The 20793-nt window shown below is 73.3% G+C and carries 14 protein-coding genes; 6 read left to right on the top strand and 8 right to left on the bottom strand.

The features are described 5' to 3' along the window. Nucleotides 1-213: 213 nt before the first annotated feature. Together C4U44_RS07620 and C4U44_RS07615 are read right to left on the bottom strand one after the other, a co-directional pair. Nucleotides 214-1476, bottom strand: coding sequence for a sensor histidine kinase (locus C4U44_RS07620; RefSeq protein WP_103884888.1), 1263 nt, complete (start codon nucleotides 1474-1476; stop codon nucleotides 214-216). Between the two features lie 6 nt (nucleotides 1477-1482). Continuing rightward, nucleotides 1483-2136 carry a response regulator transcription factor gene (locus C4U44_RS07615; RefSeq protein WP_103884887.1) on the bottom strand — a complete coding sequence of 218 codons (654 nt, stop codon included), beginning with the start codon at nucleotides 2134-2136 and terminating at the stop codon, nucleotides 1483-1485. A gap of 381 nt (nucleotides 2137-2517) precedes the next feature. Between C4U44_RS07615 and C4U44_RS41870 the strand changes: the two genes are divergently transcribed. Then, nucleotides 2518-2691, top strand: coding sequence for a hypothetical protein (locus C4U44_RS41870; RefSeq protein WP_200823168.1), 174 nt, complete (start codon nucleotides 2518-2520; stop codon nucleotides 2689-2691). 148 nt (nucleotides 2692-2839) lie between these two features. Here the strand turns inward: C4U44_RS41870 and C4U44_RS07605 are convergent, their stop codons facing one another. Together C4U44_RS07605 and C4U44_RS07600 are read right to left on the bottom strand one after the other, a co-directional pair. After that, entirely contained in the window at nucleotides 2840-3700 is an 861-nt protein-coding gene (locus C4U44_RS07605) for an inositol monophosphatase family protein (RefSeq protein ID WP_103884885.1), read from the bottom strand. A 14-nt stretch (nucleotides 3701-3714) separates the two neighbouring features. Continuing rightward, nucleotides 3715-4875 carry a ferrochelatase gene (locus C4U44_RS07600; RefSeq protein ID WP_103884884.1) on the bottom strand — a complete coding sequence of 387 codons (1161 nt, stop codon included), beginning with the start codon at nucleotides 4873-4875 and terminating at the stop codon, nucleotides 3715-3717. Nucleotides 4876-5067: 192 nt separating this feature from the next. Between C4U44_RS07600 and C4U44_RS07595 the strand changes: the two genes are divergently transcribed. The 3 genes from C4U44_RS07595 (at nucleotide 5068) to sepH (ending at nucleotide 9079) form a co-directional block, all read left to right on the top strand. Further along, nucleotides 5068-6345, top strand: coding sequence for an MFS transporter (locus C4U44_RS07595; protein WP_103884883.1), 1278 nt, complete (start codon nucleotides 5068-5070; stop codon nucleotides 6343-6345). Continuing rightward, complete coding sequence (locus C4U44_RS07590) at nucleotides 6272-7624, top strand: D-arabinono-1,4-lactone oxidase (protein WP_103884882.1); 1353 nt, start codon at nucleotides 6272-6274, stop codon at nucleotides 7622-7624. The genes C4U44_RS07595 and C4U44_RS07590 overlap by 74 nt, the downstream gene beginning before the upstream one ends. A 363-nt stretch (nucleotides 7625-7987) precedes the next feature. Next, nucleotides 7988-9079 (top strand): septation protein SepH, encoded by a 1092-nt coding sequence (gene sepH, locus C4U44_RS07585; RefSeq protein WP_103884881.1) that lies wholly within the window; start codon nucleotides 7988-7990, stop codon nucleotides 9077-9079. Nucleotides 9080-9223: 144 nt separating this feature from the next. Here sepH and C4U44_RS07580 read toward each other — a convergent pair whose 3' ends face one another. Beyond that, complete coding sequence (locus C4U44_RS07580) at nucleotides 9224-10051, bottom strand: sulfurtransferase (protein ID WP_103884880.1); 828 nt, start codon at nucleotides 10049-10051, stop codon at nucleotides 9224-9226. Between the two features lie 111 nt (nucleotides 10052-10162). Then, nucleotides 10163-11368, bottom strand: coding sequence for an ROK family transcriptional regulator (locus C4U44_RS07575; protein WP_103884879.1), 1206 nt, complete (start codon nucleotides 11366-11368; stop codon nucleotides 10163-10165). 243 nt (nucleotides 11369-11611) lie between these two features. On the opposite strand from C4U44_RS07575, the gene C4U44_RS07570 reads away from it, so the two are divergent. Both C4U44_RS07570 and C4U44_RS07565 read left to right on the top strand, forming a co-directional pair. Next, on the top strand, nucleotides 11612-12757 hold the full coding sequence (locus C4U44_RS07570) for a Gfo/Idh/MocA family protein (protein ID WP_235031935.1): 1146 nt from the start codon (nucleotides 11612-11614) through the stop codon (nucleotides 12755-12757). Between the two features lie 111 nt (nucleotides 12758-12868). Further along, nucleotides 12869-13876 carry a sugar phosphate isomerase/epimerase family protein gene (locus C4U44_RS07565; protein WP_103884877.1) on the top strand — a complete coding sequence of 336 codons (1008 nt, stop codon included), beginning with the start codon at nucleotides 12869-12871 and terminating at the stop codon, nucleotides 13874-13876. A 151-nt stretch (nucleotides 13877-14027) separates the two neighbouring features. Here C4U44_RS07565 and C4U44_RS07560 read toward each other — a convergent pair whose 3' ends face one another. Together C4U44_RS07560 and C4U44_RS07555 are read right to left on the bottom strand one after the other, a co-directional pair. Further along, nucleotides 14028-17771: a discoidin domain-containing protein gene (locus C4U44_RS07560; RefSeq protein WP_235031901.1), complete on the bottom strand. Its 3744-nt coding sequence runs from the start codon at nucleotides 17769-17771 to the stop codon at nucleotides 14028-14030. A gap of 62 nt (nucleotides 17772-17833) precedes the next feature. Beyond that, nucleotides 17834-20788, bottom strand: coding sequence for a glycosyl hydrolase family 95 catalytic domain-containing protein (locus C4U44_RS07555; RefSeq protein ID WP_103884876.1), 2955 nt, complete (start codon nucleotides 20786-20788; stop codon nucleotides 17834-17836). Nucleotides 20789-20793 lie beyond the last annotated feature (5 nt).

Here is a 20793-nt window from a genome sequence, read left to right as displayed (position 1 = left end):
CGGAAACATGGAATTTACTGCCGTTTCTCCCAGATCTGTGATCACCGAGCGTACACACTGTGAGAGTGCGGTGTGCAATCGATCACAGGCATGCGCCGTCCCCACCAGAAAGGTCGATTACTCGCAAAGCGAACAGGATCTTCTTCGGCGTGGCGGGCCGGGCCCGGCCGGGCGTGACGTGGTTCACAGCCCGGCCGGCACTCTTTTCGCACCTCACATCGGGATCGCGACCCTCATGACCAGGCCGCCTCCCTCGCGCGGCTGCGCGGTGATCACCCCTCCGTGTGCCCTGGCGACCGACCGGGCGATGGACAGGCCCAGCCCGACGCCCTTGTCGCTCCCGGTGCGCTCGGTGCGCAGCCGGCGGAAGGGCTCGAACATGTTGTCCACCTCGTAGGCGGGAACGACCGGTCCGGTGTTCGCCACCACCAGGAGCGCCTGGCCGTGCTCGGCGCTGGTGGTCACGTCGACCCAGCCGTCCTTCGCCACGTTGTAGCGCACGGCGTTCTGCACCAGGTTCAGCGCGATCCGCTCCAGCAGCACCCCGTTCCCCTGCACGACCGCCGGGTCCAGCTGGTCGCGCAGCGCCACGCCCGCGGCCTCGGCCTCGGCACGGGTCTGGTCCAGGGCTCTGGAGGCCGCCTCGGCGAGGTCCACGGTCTTGCGGTCCACGATCTCGTTCTCGCTGCGGGCGAGCAGCAGCAGGCCCTCCACGAGCTGCTCGCTGCGCTCGTTGGTGGCCAGCAGGGTCTTGCCGAGCTGCTGGAGGTCGGGCGAGGCGTCCGGATCGGAGAGCTGCACCTCCAGCAGGGTGCGGTTGATCGCCAGCGGGGTGCGCAGCTCGTGCGAGGCGTTCGCCACGAAGCGGCGCTGCGCGGTGAACGACCGCTCCAGCCGGTCCAGCATCTCGTCGAAGGTGTCGGCCAGCTCCTTCAGCTCGTCGTCCGGGCCGTCCAGCTCGATGCGGCGGGCCAGGTCGGAGCCGACCACACCGCGTGCGGTGCGGGTGATCCGGCCCAGCGGCGCCAGCACCCGGCCGGCCATCACGTAGCCGAAGGCGAAGGCCACCACGGCGAGCCCGATGAGGGCCAGCAGCGACCGCTTGAGCAGCGTATTCAGCGCAAGGTCGCGCTGGTGCTGCATGCACGCTTGGACCGCGCTGTTCAGGTCGCTGGCGGTGCTGTGCGCGACGCAGTCGTTCGGCGCGACGACCACCTGGGAGGCGGAAGTGACCCGGAAGGGCAGCGCGCTGCCCTGGTTGATCGCCTGGGCGGCCAGCAGGTAGATGATCCACAGCAGCACGACACCGGCGATGAGGAACATGCCGCCGTAGAGCACGGTCAGGCGTATCCGGATGGTCGGCCGCAGCCAGGGCGGCGGTTTCTCCGCGGTCGGCGGGTCCCAGGCCGGGCGGGGCGGGGCCACCGGGCGGGCGGGCGGCTGGTTCGCGGAGCCGTGCGAGGACAGGTGTGCCATGGCCGATCAGATCCGGTAGCCGGAGCCGGGCACCGTGACGATCACCGGGGGCTCGCCCAGCTTGCGGCGCAGTGTCATCACCGTGACCCGGACCACGTTGGTGAACGGGTCGGTGTTCTCGTCCCAGGCCTTCTCCAGCAGCTGCTCCGCGGAGACCACGGAGCCCTCGCTGCGCATCAGCACCTCCAGGACGGCGAACTCCTTGGGCGCGAGATGGATCTCCCTGCCGTCACGGAAGGCCTCCCTGCGGTTGGGGTCCAGCCGGATGCCGGAGCGCTCCAGGACCGGCGGCAGCGCCGCCGTGGTCCGGCGCCCCAGCGCGCGGACGCGGGCGGTCAGCTCGGTGAAGGCGAAGGGCTTGGGCAGGTAGTCGTCGGCGCCGAGCTCCAGGCCCTCGACCCGGTCACTGACGTCGCCGGCCGCGGTGAGCATCAGGACCCGCATGGGCAGGCCGAGGCCGACCACCTGGCGGCACACCTCGTCGCCGTGGACCACCGGCAGGTCGCGGTCGAGCACCACCACGTCGTAGTCGTTGACGCCGATGCGCTCCAGGGCCGCGCCGCCGTCATAGACCACGTCGACGGCCATGGCCTCGCGGCGCAGGCCGGTGGCAACCGCATCGGCGAGCAGTTGCTCGTCCTCGACGACCAGTACGCGCAAGGCGTTGTTCCTTCCGTGAGCTGTGGGGATTCTTCTCCATCCTGCACCGGACCCCCGTAAATCGGCGGTAAGGGGAGGCGCCGGCGGCCCGCGGAGCGGTGGCTGGAGGACCTCGCGGCGGTGCGCGAAGGACCGGGCAGCGGTGCCCCCGGGGGCCCGGGAACGGGACGCCGGAGACCGGAGACCGGGACGCCGAGGGCCGCGGAACGGGACGCGGGGGGCCACCGGAATTTAGTTGGGGTCGGTGAGGTTTCCGATTCGGGCCCCGTGGGGAGGACGGCTTTACACCCAACACCCACCCATCACGCCTTGCACCGCGCTTCCCGCGCGAGGCACCTGGCTTGACACTCGCGTGTCAACGGAGACGACGAGGGGGCGCACATGGACGCGTTCACGAATGGAATCCTCCAGCGCATACACAGCACGGAGTCCGACCTGCGCCGGGCCCGCGAAACCGGGGACGACTTCCTCGCCGATGTGGAACTGAGCGAGCTCGACGATCTGCGCCGCCTCGCCGCAGAGCACGGGGTGGACGTACGGCCCAAGGTCGCCTGAACCTCCGGCCCCCAAAGCCGCACGCCCCGGTCACCGCGAAGGTGCCGGGGCGTTCGCATGCCCGCGGGGAGCCGCCCCGCGGGCGCGGGGCGGCTCGGGTCGGTCGCCGGGGCCGGTCGCCGGGGTCCCCGGAGATCGGCGGCGCGGGTCAGTCGTGCCACGCCCCCAGCTCGTCCAGGCGGCGCTGGAGGGGCTCGAACAGGCCGGGCGGGGCCGCCAGCGTCAGCTCGCCCGACGGCGGCTCACCGGGGCGCCCACCGGTCAGCGCGCCGGCCTCGCGGGCGAAGAGCGCGCCCGCCGCGAGGTCCCAGGGGTTCAGCCCGCGCTCGTAGTACGCGTCGAGCCGGCCGCAGCCGACGTCGGCGAGGTCGATCGCGGCGGAGCCGCCGCGCCGGATGTCCCGCACCTGCGGCAGCAGCCCCTTGATCACCTCGGCCATGGCGACCCGGCGCTCGCGCAGGTAGCTGAACCCGGTGGCGACCAGGGCGTGCTCGAAGTCCGGGGCGGGCCGGCAGTGCGCCCGGGTGCCCTCGACGTAGGCGCCGCCGCCGAGCACCGCCTGGTAGGTCTCCCGGCGCATCGGCGCCTCCACGACGCCGACCACCGCCTCGCCGTCCCGCTCGGCGGCGATGCTCACCGACCACGCCGGCAGGCCGTAGAGGTAGTTCACGGTGCCGTCGAGCGGATCGATCACCCAGCGGATCCCGCTGGTGCCCTCGCTGCTGGCGCCCTCCTCACCGAGGAAGCCGTCGTCGGGGCGCTGTCGGCCGATGTAGGCGGTGATCAGTTTCTCGGCGGCGATGTCCATCTCGGTGACGACGTCGATCGGGCTGGACTTGGTCGCGGCCACGCCAAGGTCGGCGGGGCGGCCGTCGCGCAGCAGGGCGCCGGCCCGGCGCGCGGCCTCCAGGGCGATCTCCAGCAGTTCGGCGTTCTCGCCGTCGGCGGTGGGGCCGGCCTGCGGCGCGACGCCGCCGGGCTCGGACGGACCGTGGGCGGGTGTGCTCATCAGTTCCGGTCTCCTCAGTCGGTTCCTGCGGCGGCGGGCCGCGGCGGCTGTCGCTTGTCGGCGACCGGGCAGCAGCCCGCGGGGCACACGTCGTGGCTCGGGCCGAGCGCGCCCAGCGCGCAGCGGACCGGGGCGAGGCCGCGCTCGGTCGCGGCCCGCTCCAGCACCAGGTCGCGCACGGCGGCGGCGAACCGCCGGTCGGCGCCGACCGTGGCGGCGCGGGAGACCGGCAGCCCGAGTTCCTCGGCCTTGGCGGTGGCCTCCGTGTCGAGGTCGTACTTGACCTCCATGTGGTCCGAGACGAACCCGATGGGCACCATGACGACCGCGGGCGCCCCGGCCGCGTGCTCGGCCTCCAGGTGGTCGCAGATGTCCGGCTCCAGCCACGGGATGTGCGGGGCGCCGCTGCGCGACTGGTAGACGAGCTCCCACGGGCGGTCCACGCCGGTGGCCGCGCGGACCCGCTCGGCGACCAGCCGGGCCACCTCCAGGTGCTGGGCGACGTACGCGCCGCCGTCGCCGTGGCCCTCGACCGGGCCCGAGGTGTCGGCCGCCGCGGTGGGGATGGAGTGCGTGGTGAAGGCGAGGCGGGCACCGTCGCGGACGCCCTCGGGCAGTGCGGCCAGCGCGGCCAGCGTGTGGTCGGCCATCGGCTCGACGAAGCCGGGGTGGTTGAAGTAGTGCCGCAGCTTGTCCACGCGCAGCGCGGGCCGGCCCTCCTCGGCGAGGACGGCGAGCGAGGCGGCCAGGTTCTCCCGGTACTGGCGGCAGCCGGAGTACGACGCGTAGGCGCTGGTGGCCAGGACCAGCACCCGGTGGTGTCCCGCGTCGGCGATCTCGCGCAGCGCGTCGGTCAGGTAGGGCGCCCAGTTCCGGTTGCCCCAGTACAGCGGCAGGTCCAGGCCGTGCTCGGCGAACTCCTTGCGCAGCGCGTCCAGCAGTTCGCGGTTCTGCGCGTTGATCGGGCTGACACCGCCGAAGAGGAAGTAGTGCTTGCCGACCTCCTTCAGCCGCTCGCGCGGGATGCCCCTCCCCCGGGTGACGTTCTCCAGGAACGGCACGACGTCGTCCGGACCCTCCGGTCCGCCGAAGGAGAGCAGCAGCAGGGCGTCATAGGGACCGGCGTCGGCGTCCGGCCGGTCCGGCAGGGGGTGCGGGTCACGCGGATCAGGCATGCGTCCGATCCTGCCACTCCCGTATGAATTCCCCCGCGCCCGGCCGCGCCGAAAACCGGTTGCCGCGGTCCGTAAGCTGTAGACAGCAGCCATGTACCTTACGCGGGACGCCTGCCGTCCCGCCCGTGCCGATGCCGACACCCCTGCCGATGCCCGGGCCGACGGAGGCGACGACGACGCCGGGAGCGCCACGTGACCAGCCCCTACCGAGCGGTCTTCCGCACCCCGGGCGCGAAGGCGTTCAGTGCCGCCGGACTGATCGGGCGGATGCCCCTTTCGATGCTGGGCATCGGCATAGTGACGATGATCTCCCAGGTGACCGGGCGGTACGGCCTGGCCGGTGCGCTGACCGCCACGCTCGCGTTGTCCGGCGCGGTCTGCGGGCCGCAGGTGTCCCGGCTGGTGGACCGCTACGGGCAGGCCCGCGTGCTGCGGCCGGTCACCGCGGTGACCGTGGCGTCGGTGGCCGGACTGCTGGTGTGCGTCCGCGCCGGGGCCCCGGACTGGGCGTACTTCGCCTGCGTGATCTGCGCGGGGCTCACCCCGAGCATGGGCGCGATGGTCAGGGCCCGCTGGTCGGAGATCCACCGCGGCTCGCCGGAGATGCTGCACACCGCGTACTCGCTGGAGTCGGTCGTCGACGAGATCGTCTTCATCGTCGGCCCGATCACCTCGATCGGCCTGTGCACGGTGTGGTTCCCCGAGGCGGGCCCGCTGCTGGCCGCGGTGTTCCTGGGCACCGGAGTGCTGCTGCTCACCGCGCAGCGGGCGACCGAGCCGACGCCCGTCCCGCACGCCCACCTCAACGGCGGCTCGGCGCTGCGCACCCCCGGACTGCCGGTGCTGTGCGGGGTGTTCGTGGGAGTGGGCACGGTCTTCGGGGCGGTGGACGTGACCACGGTGGCCTTCGCCGACGAGCGCGGCCACAAGGCGCTGGCCAGCCTGGTGCTGGCGACGTACGCGCTCGGTTCGTGCCTGGCCGGGCTGGTGTTCGGGCTGGTGAAGCCGGGCGGGACGATCGCCGGGCGGTTCCGGCTGGGCATCGGGCTGATGGCGGTGAGTATGATCCCGCCACTACTGGTCGGGAGCCTGCCGTTCCTGGCCTTGGCGCTGTTCTTCTCCGGCCTGACCATCGCCCCCACGATGGTCAACGCGATGGGCCTGGTCGAACAGCTGGTACCCCGGGGACGGTTGACCGAGGGCATCACGTGGACCAGCACGGGACTCGCGGTCGGCGTCGCCGCCGGTGCCGCGCTCGCCGGTCGGGTGATCGACGCGCACGGCGCCTCGGCCGCCTTCTGGGTGTGCACCACCGCCGCGACCTGCGCGGCCGCGGTGGCGTTCCTCGGCTACGGCCGGCTGCTGCCGGCACCGGATCGGGAGGAGCTGGACGACGATGAGCCGGACCGGAGCAGCGTCCACGGTGTCGGGCGGCACGACGGCTGCCGCGAGGGAGAAGGTGTGGCGTAACTGGGCCGGCAACGTCACCGCGCGCCCGGGACGGGTCGCCGCGCCCGCGTCCGTGGACGAACTCGCCGCGGAGGTACGGCGGGCGGCCGGGGACGGCCTGCGGGTGAAGGCCGTCGGCTCCGGCCACTCCTTCACCGCGGCCGCCGCCACCGACGGGCTGCTGGTGCGGCCCGAGGGCCTGACCGCGATCCGGGCGATCGACCGGGAGGCCGGCACCGTCACCGTGGAGGCGGGGGTGCAACTCCGCCAGCTCAACACGGCACTGGCCGCGGCGGGCCTGTCGCTGCGGAACATGGGCGACATCATGGAGCAGACGGCGGCCGGCGCCACCAGTACCGGCACGCACGGCACCGGCCGTGACTCGGGCTCCATCGCCGCGCAACTGACCGCCCTGGAACTGGTCACCGCCGACGGCTCGGTGCTGGAGTGCTCGGCCGAGCGGAACCCCGAGGTGTTCGCCGCCGCCCGGATCGGGCTCGGCGCGCTCGGCGTCGTCAGCGCTCTCACCTTCGCGGTGGAACCGCTGTTCCTGCTGACCGCCCGCGAGGAGCCGATGGCCTTCGAGCGGGTGATGGCCGACTTCGAGCAGTTCACGGCGGAGAACGAGCACTTCGAGTTCTACTGGTTCCCGCACACCGAGGGCTGCAACACCAAGCGGAACAACCGCAGTCCGGGCCCGGCCGCCCCGATGCCCGCCGTGCGCGGCTGGATCGACGACGAGTTGCTGTCCAACGGCGTCTTCCAGGCCGCCTGCGCGCTGGGCCGGGTGGCGCCGTCGGCGATCCCGGGGATCGCGCGGATCTCCAGCCGGGCACTGTCCGCGCGGACGTACACCGACGTCGCCTACAAGGTCTTCACCAGCCCGCGCCGGGTGCGTTTCGTGGAGATGGAGTACGCGGTGCCGCGGGAGGCCGCGGTGGCGGTGCTGCGGGAGGTGAAGGCCATGGTGGAGCGGTCGGACCTGCGGATCAGCTTCCCCGTCGAGGTGCGGGTGGCACCCGCGGACGACATCGCGCTGTCCACGGCGTCCGGGCGGGACAGCGCCTACATCGCGGTGCACATGTACCGGGGCAGCCGCTACCAGGACTACTTCACCGCGGTGGAGCGGATCATGACGGCGGCGGGCGGGCGCCCGCACTGGGGCAAGATGCACACCCGGGACGCGGAGCACCTGCGCGCGGCCTACCCGCGCTTCGACGAGTTCACCGCCCTCCGGGACCGGCTCGACCCTGACCGCCTGTTCGGCAACGACTACCTGCGACGGGTGCTGGGCGCCTAGGGCGCCGTTTGGCGAACTACGCCCTCTTTTGGGTGATGCGTGCAGCAGGTGTTTGTGAGCCGGGTCACCCAACTCGCCCTCGGCGCACGACATTCGACGGCGCGGCAGCCACCCTCCGGTGGTCCGAATGGAGTACCGTGACGAATCCTGGCTTCCGATGCCCGGTCGGTCGCCCAGGACGTGTGGAGGGGAATCGAGAGCGCTCGTCCCGGGGTGCCCCTGTTGGTCACGCTGGGTGGCCAACCGACCACCTTCCCATAACGGCGTGTCACCATCTCACCCCGACACGCCGGGTAACTCCGCAAGGTTGTGGCACGCTGCACCCGGGCAGGCCACACTCGTTCAACGGGAGCAGCGACGCACGTGACGTCGGCAGGCACCACCCGGGAGGTAACCGTGCCCGAACTGCGGGTCGTGGCCGTCAGCAACGACGGCACCCGACTGGTGCTCAAAGCTGCCGACAGCACGGAGTACACCCTCCCCATCGACGAGCGGCTGCGCGCCGCCGTGCGCAACGACCGGGCCCGGCTCGGGCAGATCGAGATCGAGGTCGAGAGCCATCTGCGGCCCCGGGACATCCAGGCGCGGATACGCGCGGGTGCCTCGGCCGAGGAGGTCGCCCAGCTGGGCGGCATCCCGGTGGAGCGGGTACGGCGCTTCGAGGGGCCGGTCCTGGCCGAGCGGGCCTTCATGGCCGAGCGGGCCAGGAAGACCCCGGTGCGGCGCCAGGGCGAGACCACCGGCCCCCAGCTGGGCGAGGCGGTCGCCGAGCGACTGCTGCTGCGCGGCGCCGAGAAGGACACCGTGCTGTGGGACTCCTGGCGCCGCGACGACGGCAGCTGGGAGGTGCTGCTGGTCTACCGGGTGGCCGGTGAGCCGCACTCGGCGAGCTGGACCTACGACCCGCCGCGCCGCCTCGTCCAGGCGGTCGACGACGAGGCCCGCGCGCTGATCGGCGAGACCACGCAGACGCAGGGCCAGGAGCCGAGCTTCCCGTTCGTGCCCCGGATCGCCCGGCTGCCCAGGGACCGCCCGCTGGATCGCCCGGGGACCGAGCGCCCGGAGCGCCCCGAGCGGGTGGAGCGCCAGGACCGGGAGGCGCGTGCCGAGGAGCAGCCGGAGGAGCGGGACTCGCTCACCAGCCTGCTCGAAGCGGTGCCGAGCTTCCGTGGCGACATGGTCGTGCCCGCTCCCCCCGCGGGACCGCCGGACACCGCACCGGCGGCCGAAGTACCGCAGGAGGCCGCGGAGGAGGCTGCTCCCGCCGCGAGCGCGGGCGCGGGTTCCGCCTATGCCGACGTGCTGATGCCGCGCGCGGTGGCGGGCCACCGCGACCGCCTGAAGGGCACCACCGACCGCCAGGCCGAGGCGGACGGTGTCCGCCCGGGCCGGCGGGCCACGGTGCCGAGCTGGGACGAGATCGTCTTCGGCAGCCGCCGTAAGAAGCAGGAGTAGCCCGGCCCCGTGAGGGGAATCGGGTCACCGACCGGGAGCCGACGGCCGTAAGGGGCAGCCACTTTGGTGACTGCCCCTTACGCGTGCCTCGCGCGGGCCGAGCGGTGCCGGCCCGCCCCGGCGCCGGAACCCGGCACCGGCCGCTCAGCCCGGCCGCCCGCCGGTCGCCACCGGGCGGGAGCCCTCGGCCGTCCACTCGCTCCAGGAGCCCACGTAGAGGGCCGCGGGGACGCCCGCGACGGCGAGCGCCAGGATCTGGTGGGCCGCGGACACGCCCGAGCCGCAGTAGACGCCGACCTCGGCCCCCGGCGTCGCGCCCAGCGCGCCGAAGCGGGCGGTGAGTTCGGCGGGGGTGCGGAAGAGCCCGCCCTCGGTGACGTTCTCGGTCGTCGGTGCGTTCACCGCGCCCGGAATGTGGCCCGCGACCGGGTCGATCGGCTCGGTCTCGCCGCGGTAGCGCTCCCCGGCGCGGGCGTCCAGCAGCAGCCCGCGGCGGGCCAGTTCGGCGGCGCCGTCCGCGTCGAGCACCGGCAGCGCGCCGGGCCGGGGCACGAAGTCCCCCTCCCCCGGCACGGGTTCCTCGGTGCTCAGCGGCAGCCCCGCGGCCTTCCACGCGGCCAGCCCGCCGTCCAGCACCCGGACCCTCGCGTGGCCCGCCCAGCGCAGCAGCCACCACGCCCTGGCCGGGCCCCAGCCGTTCCAGTCGTCGTAGAGCACCACGTCGGTGTCCGCGCCGACCCCCGCGGCGCGCATCGCCGCCCCGAACACCTCGACGTCGGGCAGCGGGTGCCGCCCGTTCGGGCCCGGCGGCGCGGCCAGGGCCGCGTCCAGGTCGACGTAGCGGGCGCCGGGGATGTGCCCGCGGGCGTACTCGCCGTGCCCGGGCGGGCCGCCCATCCGGTAGCGGACGTCGAGGACGGCGGTCGTGGCGGGCGCCGCGGTCAGCTCGGCCGCGGTGATCAGGGGTTCCATGCACCCATTGTGGGTGCTCGCCCACGGCTCCGTCCGTGCATCCGTCCGCGCAGCGGCCGGAGGACCGTACGCGCTCCCTTCCACGCGCCCGCAGGGTCCCTCCGCGCGGCGCTACGCGGGCTTCGCCTGCGGCGCGGCGGGTGCTCCGGACAGCAGTTGGGGGGCGTCGGCCAGGACCAGCCCCGCCGCGCCGCGGACCTCGGCGCCGTCTCCGAGGCCACCGGTGACGATCTCGACGCTCTCCACCGCCGACGGCAGCGTGTGCCGCCGCACCCCGGCCCGCATCGGTTCGAGGATGTCCTCGCCGGCACCCGCCAGGTCGCCGCCGACCACGATCAGCCGCGGGTTGAGCAGCGTGACCAGGGTGGACAGCGCGCGGCCGACCGCGTCCCCGGCGTCGCGGACCGCCCGCAGGGCCCCGGTGTTGCGCTGCTCGATCAGCGCGGGCAGGTCCCGGGGGGCGACCTGCTGCCCCCAACTGTCCGACAGAAGACGGGCGATGGCGACCGGGCTGGCCACGGTCTCCAGGCAGCCGCGGTTGCCGCAGCGGCAGATCAACCCGTCCGCGGTGAGCGGGAGGTGCCCGATCTCACCGGCCAGGCCGCGCGCGCCCAGCAGCAGCTTCCCGTTGCTGACGATGCCCGCGCCGATACCGGCCGACAGCCGCACGTAGACCATGTCGCCGGCCTGCCGCCCCGCGCCGTACATCCGCTCGGCGAGCGCGCCGGCGTTGGCGTCGTTGGTCACGCGGACCGGCAGGGAGGTACGGCGGCGCAGCTCGTCGGTCAGGCGCATGCCGACCCAGCCGGGCATGATGCCCTCCGCGCCCAGGGCGCCGCTGCCCTTCTCGACCGGGGAGGCGATGCCGGCGCCGATGCCGAGCACGCGCTCGCGGACCACCCCGGTCTCCTGGAGGGCCCGGCCGACCAGGACCGCGACCAGGTCGAGGGTCTCCTCCGGGGCGCGGTCCACCTCCTTGGCCACCCAGTGCTCCCACAGCACCGCGCCGAACAGGTCGCACAGGATCACCCGCACGTGCTGGTGGCCGATGTCCGCGCCGATCGCGTAGCCGGCGGTCGGGACCAGGGAGAGCGACTGCGCGGGGCGTCCGGTGCGGCGCGGCTCCGGGTCCTCGGGGCCTTCGTCCTCGGTGACCAGCCCGACCGCGATCAGGTCGGCGATCAGGGAGGAGACGGTGGCCCTGGACAGCCCGGTGACCCGGACCAGTTCGGGACGGCTGCTGCGCGTAGTGGTGTGCAGGGCCTCCAGGACCCGTAGCCTTCCTACCTCGCGCAGGTTGACTGGCGTTTCGATCATGACCCCCGGGGTGTGTACGAATGGTCAGCCGCACGGTGCCTTCTTGCGGATCCTGCCGTCAAGAGCCTTGACTTATGACAAAGTTTAGGCAGAAACTCGCGAACTGTTCTATCCGGCGCACGGAGTTTCAGTCGATGCCGGATGAATAACAATTGCGTCGGGCCGCCAGGAGGATCCACCTTGACGTCTACACCCCCGCCGCCCGCGGACGCGGCGGCCACGGTGCCCGCCCTGCGGGTCGGCATGGTCGGGCACGCCTTCATGGGCGCCGCCCACTCGCACGCCTGGCGCACCGCGGGCCGCTTCTTCGACCTCCCGCGCAGGGTCGAGATGGCGGCCGTCTGCGGCCGGGACGCCGCGTCCGTCCGCGCGTCCGCCGAGCGGTACGGCTGGGAGTCCTGCGAGACCGACTGGCGCGCGCTCGTGGCACGTCCGGACATCGATGTCGTGGACATCTGCACGCCGGGCGACAGCCACGCCCCGATCGCGCTGGCGGCGCTGGCCGCGGGCAAGCACGTGCTGTGCGAGAAGCCGCTCGCCAACTCGGTCGCGGAGGCCGAGGAGATGGCCGGCGCGGCCGAGCGGGCCCGGGCCGCCGGGGTGCGCTCGATGGTCGCCTTCAACTACCGCCGGGTGCCCGCGATGGCGCTGGCCCGGCAACTCGTCGCGGACGGCCGGCTCGGCCGCATCCACCAGGTGCGCGCGAGCTACCTCCAGGACTGGCTGGTGGACCCGGAGTTCCCGCTCGCCTGGCGGCTGCGCAAGGACCGGGCCGGGTCGGGAGCGCTCGGCGACCTGGGCGCGCACAGCATCGACGCGGCGCAGTACCTGACCGGCCGGCGGATCGCGTCGGTGGGCGCGCTGCTGGAGACGTTCGTGACCGAGCGGCCGCTGCCGGCCAGCTCCAGCGGCCTGTCCGGCACCGCGTCGGGCGAGCGCGGCGCGGTGACCGTGGACGATGCGGCGGTGTTCACGGCACGGTTCGAGGGCGGCGCGATCGGCGTGTTCGAGGCGACGCGGTTCGCCACCGGGCACAAGAACGCGATGCGGATCGAGATCAGCGGCTCGCTGGGCAGCATCGCCTTCGACGCCGAGTCGATGAACGAACTGGCCTTCCACGACCGGACCGAGGACGCCGCGACCGCGGGCTTCCGCCGGCTGCTGGTGACCGAGCCGACCCACCCGTACATGGACGCCTGGTGGCCGCCCGGCCACCTGATCGGGTACGAGCACTCCTTCACCCACCAGGTACGCGACTTCGTCACGGCGGTGGCCGAGGGCACCGACCCGCGGCCGTCCTTCGCCGAAGGGCTCCAGGTGCAACGGGTCCTGGCCGCGGTGGAGTCCAGCGCCGCCGCGCTGGGCGTGCACATCCCCGTCACGTCCTGAGCCGCGGGGCCGCCCGCGCCGACCGGCCCGGAACCGCGAGGCCCCGCCCCACCCCTGACCTCCCCCGACCCGCCACGACTTCGTACGACCGACCGCAGGAGGACCCACGCCATGGCCCGACCCGTCACCCTGTTCACCGGCCAGTTCGCCGACCTGCCGTTCACCGAGGTGTGCCGGCTCGCCTCCGAGTGGGGCTACGACGGCCTGGAGATCGCCTGCTGGGGCGACCACTTCGACGTGGAGGCGGCGCTGAGCGACGACTCCTACCTGCCGCGGTTGCGCGACACCCTGGAGAAGCACGGGCTGCGCAGCTGGACGATCTCCTGCCACCTCACCGGGCAGGCGGTGTGCGACCACCCGATCGACGAGCGGCACAAGGGCATCCTCCCGGCCCGGATCTGGGGCGACGGCGAGCCCGAGGGGGTCCGGCAGCGCGCCGCGGAGGAGATCAAGAACACCGCGCGGGCGGCCGCCGCCTTCGGGGTCAAGACCGTGGTGGGCTTCACCGGTTCGTCGATCTGGCACACCGTGGCGATGTTCCCGCCGGTCCCGCCGGAGATGATCGACCGCGGCTACCAGGACTTCGCCGACCGCTGGAACCCGATCCTCGACGTCTTCGACGAGGTCGGGGTGCGCTTCGCCCACGAGGTGCACCCCAGCGAGATCGCCTACGACTACTGGACCACGGTCCGCACCCTGGAGGCGATCGGCCACCGCCCGGCGTTCGGGCTGAACTTCGACCCGAGCCACTTCGTGTGGCAGGACCTGGACCCGGTGGGCTTTCTCTACGACTTCAAGGACCGCATCTATCACGTGGACTGCAAGGAGTCCGTCAAGCAGCTGAACGGGCGAAACGGCCGGCTCGGCTCGCACCTGCCGTGGGGCGACCCGCGGCGCGGCTGGGACTTCGTCTCCACCGGGCACGGCGACGTGCCGTGGGAGCCCGTCTTCCGGATGCTGAACAGCATCGGCTACGACGGGCCGATCTCGGTGGAGTGGGAGGACGCCGGGATGGACCGGCTGCTGGGCGCCCCGCAGGCGCTCGCGCACGTCAGGGCGCTGGCCGCGATCGAGCCGCCCGAGGCATCCTTCGACTCGGCGTTCAGCTCCTCGTCCTGATCCCCGCGCCCCCGAGGACCGGTGCTCCGGCCGCCACCCTGGTCAGGGGGGCGGCGGCCGGGGCACCCTCATCCGCGCGACGGCCCGCTCGACGGCGGCACCCGGCGCGACCGGCCGGTCCGGCTCACCCGGCTCACCCGGCTCACCCGGCTCACCCGGCAACCGTGCGGCGCACGTTGTAGCCCTCGGCCACGATCCGCGGACGGGCCCCGCCGCGCGTGGCGTGCGGCCAGCGCGCGGTGACGGTCCGCTCCTCCCCCGGCAGCAGCCACAGGTAGTTGTCGCTCACGTACGCGGGCAGCACCCGCGCGTCGGTCGTGCGGTCCCGCAGCGAGATCCGCACCATCACCGCCGTGGTGGCACCGGTGTTGCGCACCACCGCGGTCAGGGCGCCGCCTTCCGCGGACGTCCCGTGCCCCCGCCCGGCGTGCCCGCCCGGTCCGGCCGGTCCGGCCGCGCGCACCGAACCGACCGTCACCCGGGTCTGCGCCAGCGCGTTGAGCCCGCGAAGGTCGGAGGTCTGCCGGTAGCGCCAGTAGGTGTTCTCGGACAGCTTCGTGCCGTCGGCGGCGGTCAGCTCCAGGCGCAGCAGGTGCAGCGCCGGCAGGTCGGCGGTGAAGGCGGCGGTCGGGCCGGCCGCCGTGGCCGAGGGCGCCACGTCGACCGTCGCCGTGACCGGGTCGGCCAGGCGGTTGCCGAGCAGGTCGTACGTGGTCGCGGTCGCCGTCGCCCCCACGAGCGCCGCCGTGGTGTGGTTGACCGCCGTGATCTGCCCGTCGGCGGGCCTCAGTTGGACGTGCAGCGGCTCGCACGCCTTGCGGGCGCCGTGGTAGAAGCCGTTGACGTCCAGGTCGTAGTCGTAGGTCTGCCACACCGTGCTGTACCAGGCGGGGTGCGACATCCACAGCAGCAGGCCGGAGGCGTTGTCCCACAGCGCGGAGGTCCACGCCTCGAACATGGCGCGCGCGTTCTCGTAGTTGACCAGCTGCGCCTTGGTGGTGAAGGTGTCCAGGTCGGCGGAGGTGCCCAACCGGTCCTCGATGGCGGCCTGGTAGCTCTGCGGCGACTGGGCGCCGTTGCGGGCCCAGTCGTGGGCGCCCCAGACGTCGCCGATCGGCCAGGGCGCCTCGTCCCCGGCGAGGTTGCGCATGGTCTCGGCGACCGGCAGCACCGGCATGCCGATCTCGGTGTGGAAGCCGAAGTTCCCGGTGCCGAAGTAACTGCCCGGGTCGGTCCAGCCGTAGGGGCCGTGGCCCTTGACCACGCCGTCGGCGGAACTGCCGAGGTAGAGGGTGTCGGGCGCTTCGTCGGCGACGGCCTGCCGCACCCCGTCGTCGATGGCGGACGGCGGCGCGCCCTCGTTGGCACCGCACCACACGGCGACGCTCGGGTGGTGCCGGTAGGCGCGCAGCGTGTCGCGGGCGAGTGCGAGGTAGGTGGCGTGGTCCGGCGGGTCCATCGACCAGCCGTCCCAGAAGTCGTTCCAGACCAGCAGGCCGTTCTCGTCGCAGGCAGCGAAGAACTCCTCGCGGTTGCTGCACCCGACCCAGTTGCGGATCATCGTGAAGTTCTGGTCGCGGTGCAGGGCAACGGTGTCCGCGGTGCGGGTGCCCAGCACGCGGCGCAGCAGCTCGTCGAAGCCCCAGTTGCCGCCACGGCAGAAGACGCGGGTGCCGTTGACGGAGATCTCCAGCGGGCGCACGGGCGGCTGGGAGACCGAGGCCGCGTCGGTCCACTGCTGTCCGTCGGCGGAGACCTGGACGGTGAAGTCGGTGGCGTAGGCGGTCTCCCACTCGATGGTGACCCGGTCGGTGTCCACGGTGTCGCCGAGGTCCACCTGGATCCACTGGCCGTCCTGGTAGGCGGACGACCAGCGGGTGCCGGAGTCGCCGTCGGTGACGTTGCCGGGCGGGCCCGCGCTGCCGTCGGTGGAGGACGCCGTGGCCGTCCTGCCGCGGGCGAGGTCGGTGTCGTGGTCGCCGGCGGCGTACACCGACAGCGTCCACATCGACACGCCGTACTGGGTGGCGCGGTGGGCGGCGAGCACTCTCACGTACCGTGCCGACCGGGTGGCGAAGTCGACCGTCTGGGTGCCGTGCCCGTTCACGAACGCGATGGGCATGCTGAAGGCGTAGTCGAACTGCCGCATGCCGAAGCGGAACGTCCTGCGGTCGCTGGTGGCGCCGCCGGCCGCCGCGGTGAGGGTGAGGTCGTGCAGGGCGGGGTCGCCGTACCCGTTGGGCCACCACAACTTCGGGTCGGTGATCCGCAGCGCGGGGAACTCCCCCGAAGCCAGCGAGACATCCGAGGTCTTCCCGGCCGGCACGGTGACGTCCTTGCGGACCGTGATGCCGTCGAACGCGGCCGTGACGGTGACGCGCTGGTCGCTGTCCGCGGTGTTGGTGACCGGCACGACGACGGTCACCTCGGCGGTGCCGAGGTCCGGCAGGTCGGGCAGCGTGGTGGAGATCCGGGGATCGGCGACGAGCGCGGCGCCGGTGGCACGCAGCCGCACGTGGTTCCAGATGCCGGTCGCGCGGTCGCGCACGGGCGGCATCCAGTCCCAGCCGGACACGGACATGTACGTGGGCGCGTTGCGGTTCATGGTCCCGCTGCCCGCGTCGAGCCAGGAGTCGCCGCTCGGGCCCTTGTCGGCCGGGCTGCCCGGGTAGGGCATCGGGTCCACCCGCACCGCGAGGACGTTCTCGGCGCTGCCCGGACGCAGCGCGCCGGTGATGTCGAACGCGGCGCGGGCGTAGGGATGGGTGGCCTCGCCCAGCCGGATGCCGTTGAGCCAGAACTCGGCGTGGTGGTTGACCCCGTCGAACTCCAGCCGGACCCGGCGGCCCGGGCCCCGCTCCAGCCCGGGCGGGACGCGGAACGACCGGCGGTACCACCAGGAGTGCCGGGAGAGTGCCTCGGGCACCTCGAGGTTCTGCCGCCCGACCACCGGATCGGGCAGCTTGCCCTGCTCGACCAGCGCGGCGAGCACGGTGCCCGGAACGGTCGCGGGCAGCCAGCGGGAGACGTCCACCCCCGCGCCGGAGAGCACCGCGCCGTCGGCCGAGGGCGCGAAGTCGTCGGCGGTCAGGGCCCATCCGGACTCGATCGGCACGCTGCCGTCGGCGGCGACGGCCAGATCCGGCGGATCGCCCGCGGGCATCCGCCAGTCCGTCCAGCCCTCGGCGGCGGGCCGGCCGGCGCCCGCGGTGCCGTACACCCGCAGCCCGTTGAGGCCGAGCGGCGCGGCACTGGAGCGCTCGGTCGCGGTCATCCGGATCCAGCGGCCGGCGACGGCCGGATCCAGGGTGATGTGCACCGCGCCGCCCGCGCCGTCGCTCTCCTCGTGCACGGTCTGCCAGTTCGCGTGGTCCTTCGACACCTCCAGGGTGAAGGCCACCGCGCAACTGGACTGGATCTCGGTGCCGGTGGAACCCTCCCGCGAGTGCGCGCCGGCCGGCGGCAGGTACGGGGTGTCGCCCGCCTCGGCTTCGAAGACGAGGCCGACACCGGTGAGGGTGCACACCGACTGGAGGTCGACCGTGATCCACTGCGGGTCGCCCACCGCCGCCCGCCAGCCGCTGCCGCGCACCCCCGTACCGTCGAGGCCGTCGACCGCGAAGGGCGCGATGGTGGCGGCGTAGGCGGTGGAGGACACGGCGACCGGCCGGTGGAGCGCGAGGTCCTCGCCGGCCCCGGCGCCGCGCGTGCCGCCGGCAGGTCCGGCCGCCGCGGCGACCCCGGCGGGCAGCAGCACGCCGGCCCCGAAGGCGGCGAGCACGGTGGAGTTGGCGGCGAGGAACCGCCGCCGGGACAGCCCGGCCGTCGTCCGGGGCGGCCGCGGTTGCTGGTCGGAGGCTTCGGGGGATTCCTCGGGGAGTTCGGGGTCGCGCACGGGCTCCTCCTGGGAGAGGTGGGCGGGCGGTGCGGATGGCGTGCGGACGCGGCGCGGCGGGCTCAGCTCCCGTAGACCTCGACGTCCCACAGCGAGAAGCCGTACGAGGTGGCGCGGGTGGTCAGGTCGAGGCGGACGTAGCGGCCGGAGACGGCGAGGCCGGGGAAGTCCATCCAGCCGGCGGCGGAGTTGCCGGTGACGTTGGCGATCGTGGTCCAGGTGTGTCCGTCGGCGGAGACGTCGACCGCGAAGTCCTTCGCGGTGGCCGTCTCCCAGTTCAGCTTGACCTCGGTGAGGTCGTGGACGGCGCCCAGGTCGAGCTGCAGCCACTGGTCGTCGGCGTAGTCGCTGGTCCAGCGGGTGGTGCTGTCGCTGTCGACGGTCTTCTCCGGGCCGACGTCCCCGTCGGTGGTGCGGGTGGAGGACGCGGTGGCCGCGGCGCCGAAGGAAAGGAGGTGCGAGGGGGTCGGCGGCGTGACGGGGGTGAAGGTGATCCCGATGTCGCTGGCACCCTTGGGCAGCGTGACCCGCAGGCCGCGGCGTCCGGCGGTGCCGAGCGGGCCGATCGGCCGGGCGCGGCCGTCGAGGGTGAGCGTCACGTCCGCCAGCCCGGGCGGCACCGACAGTTCCACGGACTGCCGGACCGCCGAGTCGAGCCGGGCGTGGACCGTGCCGGCCGGGTAGTCCCAGGCCAGCGAGGTCACCGTGATCCGGCCGCGGGCGAGGATGCCGTGGATCGCGCCGGCCGGCAGCGCGCCGGGCAGCGCGGGCAGCAGGTCGAGCCGGCCCGGGGCGGAGAACACCAGGGCGTTGTGCAGGACCGCGGGGATGCCGCCGCTGGCATCGACGTTGAAGACGTTCAGGTCGTCGTAGTGCGAGGGGACCAGGCTGGTGTGGAAGACGTTGTTGGCGGCCATCAGCGTGAGGAAGTTCCAGATGTCGTCGCCGCGGCCGAGCCGGGCGGCGCACAGCGAGGCCTGCATCCGGTAGTGGGACTCGGACTCGGTGACGCTGCGGATCTTCTTGTCGTACTGCTTGCCCGCCGCGGTCCACAGGTCCGGCGTGGCCTCGGGGCTCAACTCGTTGCTGACGAACAGCGGGTAGAGCGAGGACAGGTGGCGGTGCGGCGGGAACTCCAGCATGTTCGCGCCGATGAACTCCTTCAGGGTGCCGTCCGCGACCGCCGGGACGCCCCCGTCCATCAGCCAGTTCGGCGGCGGGGTGCCGCCGGTGGTCTGCGCGGTGTTGACCATGTAGGCGGGGAAGCGGGCCAGCAGCGCGGTCCAGCGGGCCACGCCCTCGTGCTCGACGCCGAGCAGCCGGCAGCCCTCGATCAGGTTGGTGAGCACCTCCTTGGCGACGGCGAAGTCGATGGTGGCGTTGTCGGCGAAGGCGCACTCGTAGGAGAAGGACGGGGTGGAGCGCAGCGTGCCGTCGGCGTCGGAGGTCCACCAGTCCTCGTAGAACAGCGCGCAGTCCTTGAGATACGGGAGGGCCCGCTCGCGCAGGAAGTCGAGGTCGCCGGTGTAGCGGTAGTAGTCGTAGAAGTAGTGGCCGAGCCAGCCGGCGATGGAGACCTGGTTGAACCACTGCCAGTCGTGGTTCTGCTGGAAGTAGGTCCCCTGGTCCTGCATGCGGGCCGGGTAGAGGATGCCTCGGCAGCCGGCCAGCTTGGTGGCGCCCTCGCGCCAGGAGGGCACCCCGGACTCGACGAGGGAGAAAAAGCCCGCCATGAGTTCGGGCATCGCGCCGCTGACCAGCGAGTCGACGGCGAGCTGGAGGTTGGCGTCCGCGCTGTAGTCGCTGTGCCAGGGCGGCGCCCAACTCCCGTTCCACACACCCTGGAGGTTGGGCGGCAGGTCGCCGCTGGCGGAGAGGATGACGTAGCGGCTCGCGTCGTAGACCTTCTCCAGCAGAGCGGGCGGCATCACCCGGTCGCGGGCGGCCCGGGCGAGCAGGACGTCGGTGGTCAGCGCGCGGTCGGCGCCGCCGCCGAAGTCGACGCTGACCCGGCTGAACAGCTCGCCGTGCACGGCCGCGTGCGGGCGCAGCAGCTTGGCGTAGTCGGTGGGCAGTTTCGCCACCGCGGCGGCGAGCGCGGCCACTCCCCCGGTCTGCGGCGGCCGCCAGCGGTCGATCCTGACCAGTACGAGGGCCTGGTCGGCGCCCGTGACCGTGATGGTGCCCGCGCCGTCGGGTCCGGCGGCGGTGGTGGCGGTGCCGCCGGTGGTGGCGATCCGCACGACGCCGTCGTAGCCTCCGTTGCCGGGAGCGTAAAGGTTGTGGAAGCCGATCCAGTCGGCGCCCTGGGCGGGGCCGGCCGTGATCAGGTCGGTGCCGACCGGGCCGAGGCTGAGGGTCGCGTCGAGGGCGCCCTTGCCGGGACCCGAGATCAGGAACACGACAACGTTGTCCGCCCGCGAGGCGAACGCCTTCGTGGTGAAGGCGCCGGCGCTGCCCTGCCAGGTGGTGGTGATCTCGCCGTTCTCGAAGTTCTCGGTGCGCCGGTGGTCCGCGGCCTGGTCGGCGCCGGTGATCGCGCAGGTGAGGAAGAGGCCCGGGTGGTAGTCGATCGCCTCGTCGGGGGCGAGGCCGTGCTCCTTGGACTGCTCGAACGACCAGTCGAGCATGGCCGCGTAGCCCTGGTCGGCGATCAACTGCCGGATCTGCGGCACGAAGGCGGCGGTCTCGGCGATGGTGCGCTGCTGCGGGGAGTACTGCGAGGTGTAGAGCTTGCTGTGGTTGACCAGCAGGACGGGTGCCTCCGGCTTGCCGTAGAGGACGGCGCCGAGGTTGCCGTTGCCGGTGACGAAGCCGCTCTCCCAGTTCTCGGTCCAGGACGTGCTGACCGCGCTGCGCGGGCCGGCGTCCCCGGGCCGGGGTCCGGGCTCATGGTGCCCGCCGGACCGGTCGGGCGCCGCGGCGGCGGCGGGGTCGGCGGCGACCAGCGGCAGTGCGCCGGTGGCCGCGGCTCCGCCCGCGATCTGCAGGAAGCCTCTGCGGCTGAATCTGCTCATGACGG

This window comes from Actinacidiphila yanglinensis (assembly GCF_900107965.1).
GTDB lineage: Bacteria > Actinomycetota > Actinomycetes > Streptomycetales > Streptomycetaceae > Actinacidiphila > Actinacidiphila yanglinensis.
Note: the sequence above shows the minus strand (reverse complement) of the source record. Positions and strands in the feature narration are given on the sequence as shown.

Coding starts and splice junctions, on each gene's coding strand:
- C4U44_RS07620 (WP_103884888.1), bottom strand. CDS start 1,476: ATGGCACACCTGTCCTCGCACGGCTCCGCGAACCAGCCGCCCGCCCGC.
- C4U44_RS41870 (WP_200823168.1), top strand. CDS start 2,518: ATGGACGCGTTCACGAATGGAATCCTCCAGCGCATACACAGCACGGAG.
- C4U44_RS07605 (WP_103884885.1), bottom strand. CDS start 3,700: ATGAGCACACCCGCCCACGGTCCGTCCGAGCCCGGCGGCGTCGCGCCG.
- C4U44_RS07600 (WP_103884884.1), bottom strand. CDS start 4,875: ATGCCTGATCCGCGTGACCCGCACCCCCTGCCGGACCGGCCGGACGCC.
- C4U44_RS07590 (WP_103884882.1), top strand. CDS start 6,272: ATGAGCCGGACCGGAGCAGCGTCCACGGTGTCGGGCGGCACGACGGCT.
- C4U44_RS07580 (WP_103884880.1), bottom strand. CDS start 10,051: ATGGAACCCCTGATCACCGCGGCCGAGCTGACCGCGGCGCCCGCCACG.
- C4U44_RS07575 (WP_103884879.1), bottom strand. CDS start 11,368: ATGATCGAAACGCCAGTCAACCTGCGCGAGGTAGGAAGGCTACGGGTC.
- C4U44_RS07570 (WP_235031935.1), top strand. CDS start 11,612: ATGGTCGGGCACGCCTTCATGGGCGCCGCCCACTCGCACGCCTGGCGC.
- C4U44_RS07565 (WP_103884877.1), top strand. CDS start 12,869: ATGGCCCGACCCGTCACCCTGTTCACCGGCCAGTTCGCCGACCTGCCG.
- C4U44_RS07555 (WP_103884876.1), bottom strand. CDS start 20,788: ATGAGCAGATTCAGCCGCAGAGGCTTCCTGCAGATCGCGGGCGGAGCC.